Genomic DNA, 4,510 nt, shown 5'->3' on the forward strand with positions numbered 1-4,510 from the left:
GGGGCGCTGGCCAAGGGCCTGGCGGGCGGCCCCTTGCTGTGGGATTTCCTGTCGTCCTTGAACCGCACGCTGCAAGCCTTCGTCATCGCCGGCGTCATCGGCGTGCCGCTGGGCGTGCTGCTGGGCAGCAATGAAAAAGCGTATCGCAGCGTCGAATTCCTGGTGGACTTCTTCCGGTCCACGCCGTCGTCCGCGCTGATCCCGCTGTTCCTGATGATCTTCGGCGTAACCGACATGAACAAGATCGCCATCGCCGCCTTCGCGGCCGTGCTGGTGATTTTGTTCAACAGCGCGTACGGCGTCATCAATGCGCGCAAGCAGCGGGTGATGGCGGCCCGCGTGATGGGCGCCTCGCGCTGGCAGATTTTCAAGGACGTGCTGATCTGGGAAAGCATGCAGCCGACGTTCGTGGGCCTGCGCAGCGGCGTGTCCATGGCGCTGGTGATCGTGATCGTGGCCGAGATGTTCATCGGGTCCGACAGCGGCCTGGGCAACCGCATCATCAATGCGCAGCAGGTGTTGAACGTGCGCGAGATGTACGCGGCGATCCTGGCGGCCGGCGCCCTGGGCTACGTGCTGAACATTCTTTTTCTTGTGCTGGAAAAGCGCGTGGTCCATTGGAGCGGCCGATAAATGTCCACCGTCATCAACCCCATCATTGTCCCCGCCCCCGCCGCCGCGCCGTTTGCGCCCGGCCCCTTGGGCACGCACATCACCATCCGCGGGCTGACCAAGTACTTCGCGGGCTGGCCGCTGTATGAAGACTTCAACCTGGACATCCCCAAGGGCAAGATCGTCTCGGTCTTCGGCCCCAACGGCTGCGGCAAGTCCACGCTGATCAACATGATCGCCGGCCTGATCCCCATTGATGCCGGCGAGATCCTGTTCGACGGAAAATCCCTGGCGCAGACCAAAATCGGCTACGTGTTCCAGAACTACCGCGAGGCCATGTTCCCGTGGCTGCGCACCATCGACAACATCGCCTACCCGCTGCGTCTGGAAGGCCGCAGCAAGGCCGAGGTGGATGCGCGCGTGGAAGAGCTGGTGGCGTCATTCGACGTCAAGTTCGACCTGAAGCGCTATCCGTATGAATTGTCTGGCGGGCAGCAGCAGACGGCGTCCATCATGCGCGCCCTGGCGCCCGGGCCCGAAGTCCTTTTCCTGGACGAACCGTTCTCGGCGCTGGATTTCGAAATGACGCTGTTCATCCGCGAAAAGCTGCAGGAAGTGTTCATGCAGACGGGCACCACGATGCTGCTGGTCTCGCACGATCTGGAAGAAGCGGTGTACCTGGCCGACCAGATCCTGCTCTTGACCAAGCGGCCGACGCGTGTCGCCGAAATCCTGGACTACGGCGACGCTCGCCCCCGCACCGTGGAAACGCTGTCCGAACCCAGCTTCATCCAGATGAAGAAACTAAGCCTCGAGATCTTCCAGCGCGAAGTGCGCAAGTAAGCGCGCGCCATTGCGCGTGTGCAAGTCATCAAGCCCGCCACCATCCAGCCCATCGGGAGAATCCGCCATGACCCAGGAAACCATCGATCAATATGTGCGCAGCGCCTTGGCGCTGTCGGGGTATGCCTTGCGCGAAGCCACCACGGCCGAGGTGGTGCAGCAGTTCGCGCGCATCCACGACATTGCCGCCAGCTTCGTGGATGAGGCGCTGCCCGTCGAGCTGGAATCGGCTTCGGTGTTCCGCCCGTGACCGGCCCCGCCGCAGACATCGCCCGGCAAATCGCCAGCGGCGAGCGCAGCGCGCAGGCCGTGCTGGACGCCACGCTGGCGCGCATCCGCGAACACGATTCCCGCTACAACTGCTTTACCGCGGTCACCGAAGCGCGCGCCCGCCAGGAAGCGGCCGCCATCGATGCGCGTCGCGCACGCGGCGAGCCGCTGCCCCCGCTGGCAGGCGTGCCCTATGCCGTTAAGAATCTGTTCGACATCGCCGATGAAGTGACGCTGGCGGGCGGCCGGGTCAACGCGTCCAACGCGCCAGCCCGCCACGACGCACGGCTGGTCGCTCGCATGCGCGACGCGGGCGCGGTGCTGGTCGGCGCGCTGAACATGGACGAGCACGCCTACGGCTTCACCACCGAGAACACGCACTACGGCCCCTGCCACAACCCGCACGACACCACCCGCATCGCGGGCGGCTCGTCCGGGGGAAGCGCGGCCGCCGTCGCGGGCGGGTTGGTGCCGCTGACCTTGGGGTCCGACACCAACGGCTCGATCCGTGTGCCCGCCTCGCTCTGCGGCATTTTCGGGCTGAAGCCCACCCTGGGCCGCCTGCCGCGCACGGGCTCTTTTCCCTTTGTGGGCAGCCTGGATCACCTGGGGCCGTTCGCCGCCAGCGTCAGCGACCTGACGGCAGCCTACGATGCGCTGCAAGGTCCAGACGCCGATGACGCGGCTTGCGCGCAATATGCCGCCGACCCCGTCCTGCCTTCACTGGCACACGGCGCGCGTTCGTTACGCGTCGCGGTGCTGGGCGGGTACTTCGCACAATGGGCCGGCCCGCAGGCGCGCCGCGCCGTCGACATCGCGGCGCAAGCACTGGGCGCCACCGCCGTCGTGGAACTGCCTGGCGCGGCTCAGGCCCGCGCGGCCGCATTCATCATCACCGCGGCCGAAGGCGGCGCGCTGCATCGCCGCAAGCTCGTCACGCACTACGACTACTACGAACCCCACTCCCGCGACCGCCTTGTCGCAGGCAGCCTGGTGCCTGCCGCCTGGGTCCAGCAGGCGCAGCGCGTGCGCCATCGCGTCTACCGCGAAGCGCTGGCCTTATTCAGCCAGTACGACGTGTTGATCGCGCCCGCCACACCCGTGTCCGCCACGAAGATAGGCACCGACTGGCTGACGCTGGCCGGTAAATCCATGCCGGCGCGCGCCAGCATGGGCCTGCTGACACAACCGATCTCGTGCATTGGCCTGCCGGTCTGCACCGCGCCCACGTGGCCCGAGACAGAACAGGACGGCCATCTGCCATTGGGCGTGCAACTGATCGGCGCCCCCTGGCGCGAAGCCGACTGCCTTGGCGCCGCTTATGCGCTGGAGCAGGCTGGCGTGTCGCGGGTCCGCACTCCCTGAACAGCCCCTTTCCGATATCCCTTCAAGGCCACGCTATGGAAACCGCTTTCGCCGCCATCGACATGCCGCGCACCCTGGCCGATTCGGCCTACGGATCGTTGAAACGGGACATTCTGGATTTCCGGCTGGCACCGGGTGACCGTTTCACGGAAACCGAGATCGCGGACCGCCTGCAGGTCAGCCGGACCCCTGTGCGCGAAGCGCTGTTCCGGCTGGAACGCGAGGGCTATCTGGAAGTCCGGCAGCGTAACGGCTGGCTGGTCAAGCCGCTGGACTTCAATACGCTGGACCATTTCTACGAACTGCGCAGCGTGCTTGAGACCGCCGCCGTGCATGCGCTGTGCGGCCCGGGCCTGGCGCCGGATCCCGCGCGTGCGCTGCAGGCGTTGGCGGACATCTGGCTGGTGGACGAAAGCGCACGTTCCAGCGATGGCGAATGGCTGGCAGATCTGGACGAACGTTTCCACATCGACCTGGTGGCCGCGGGCGGCAACCCCGAGATATCGCGGGTGCACCGCGCCGCCACCGAGCGCATCCGCATCGTGCGGCGGCTGGACTTCACCCTGCCCGACCGTGTCGGCAAGACCTACGAGGAACATGGCGCGATCCTGCGCGCCCTGCTGGCGCGCGACGCGGCCAACGCCGCCCGCTTGCTACAGGCCCATATCCAGGATAGCCAGACGGCGGTGCGCAAGATCACACTGCACCGCCTGTATTCCACGCGCCGCGCCAAGGCCGCTTGAGCCTGCGATTTGCAGAGGCCGTCAGCCGGCCCGCAGCCAGCGCTGCAGCACGCGCGTGATGACGGGAATGCAGACAAACACCATGATCGGCGTCAGGATCACGCTGGTGATCAACACGCGCCAGAATATCGGCAGGATGCTCAAGTGTTCGCTGACCAGTATCGAAAACACCAGCAGTACCGGAAAGTAGGCCAGCCAGATGCTGACCGCCTGCTTCCAGCGCGGCGGCGCGCTCGCGGCCTTGGGCGCGAACCAGCCGTCGGTGCCGCTGACACGATGCTCGTGGCTGGCCCGCACCAGGGTGGCCCCGCGCTCCAGCCACATCCGGCGAGGCAGGGATTTTTCCCACCGGGAAAGGCTGGCGGCATCGGTAAACCGCAACACGATCTGGTACTGGTCGCCGCCTTCCGGGGGCTGCAACACGCCCGACCCCAGAAACCCCGGAAAACCCGCCGCCAGGATTTCGCCCTGGCGCATCCAGGACAGAAAATCGCTATAGCGCTCGGGCGCGATATGCCGGGTGACCAACATGGTGACCGGGGCGGAAATGGCGGAACGGGACATGGCGGAACTCCTGGGCAGCGGTGCAGCTTGTTATGTCGTGCTGATGCAGTGCTAGTGCAGTGTTAACCCTAGCAAGCGGCGTGCCAGCCTGGCGAGGCGCGCCTCCCCTGGGG

6 protein-coding genes are annotated in these 4,510 nt (G+C 66.2%); 5 read left to right on the plus strand and 1 reads right to left on the minus strand.

From position 1 onward, the window contains the following. The 5 genes from ACE039_RS16710 to ACE039_RS16730 all read left to right on the plus strand — a co-directional run. A partial coding sequence (locus tag ACE039_RS16710; protein ID WP_485822856.1) for an ABC transporter permease occupies positions 1–633 on the plus strand: 633 nt, incomplete at its 5' end. Further along, positions 634–1,455 carry an ABC transporter ATP-binding protein gene (locus ACE039_RS16715; RefSeq protein ID WP_485822857.1) on the plus strand — a complete coding sequence of 274 codons (822 nt, stop codon included), beginning with the start codon at positions 634–636 and terminating at the stop codon, positions 1,453–1,455. Positions 1,456–1,522: 67 nt separating this feature from the next. After that, on the plus strand, positions 1,523–1,705 hold the full coding sequence (locus ACE039_RS16720; RefSeq protein WP_105557468.1) for a DUF4089 domain-containing protein: 183 nt from the start codon (positions 1,523–1,525) through the stop codon (positions 1,703–1,705). After that, a complete protein-coding gene (locus ACE039_RS16725; RefSeq protein WP_485822858.1) occupies positions 1,702–3,090 on the plus strand; it encodes an AtzE family amidohydrolase in 1,389 nt (462 codons plus the stop codon). Before ACE039_RS16720 ends, ACE039_RS16725 begins: the two co-directional genes overlap by 4 nt. A 35-nt stretch (positions 3,091–3,125) precedes the next feature. After that, positions 3,126–3,833, plus strand: coding sequence for a GntR family transcriptional regulator (locus ACE039_RS16730; RefSeq protein WP_448712918.1), 708 nt, complete (start codon positions 3,126–3,128; stop codon positions 3,831–3,833). Positions 3,834–3,854: 21 nt separating this feature from the next. On the opposite strand, the gene ACE039_RS16735 is transcribed toward ACE039_RS16730, so the two are convergent. Further along, a complete protein-coding gene (locus ACE039_RS16735) occupies positions 3,855–4,397 on the minus strand; it encodes an antibiotic biosynthesis monooxygenase (RefSeq protein ID WP_448712919.1) in 543 nt (180 codons plus the stop codon). Positions 4,398–4,510: the final 113 nt, after the last annotated feature.

This window comes from Achromobacter maghribensis, assembly GCF_057334215.1.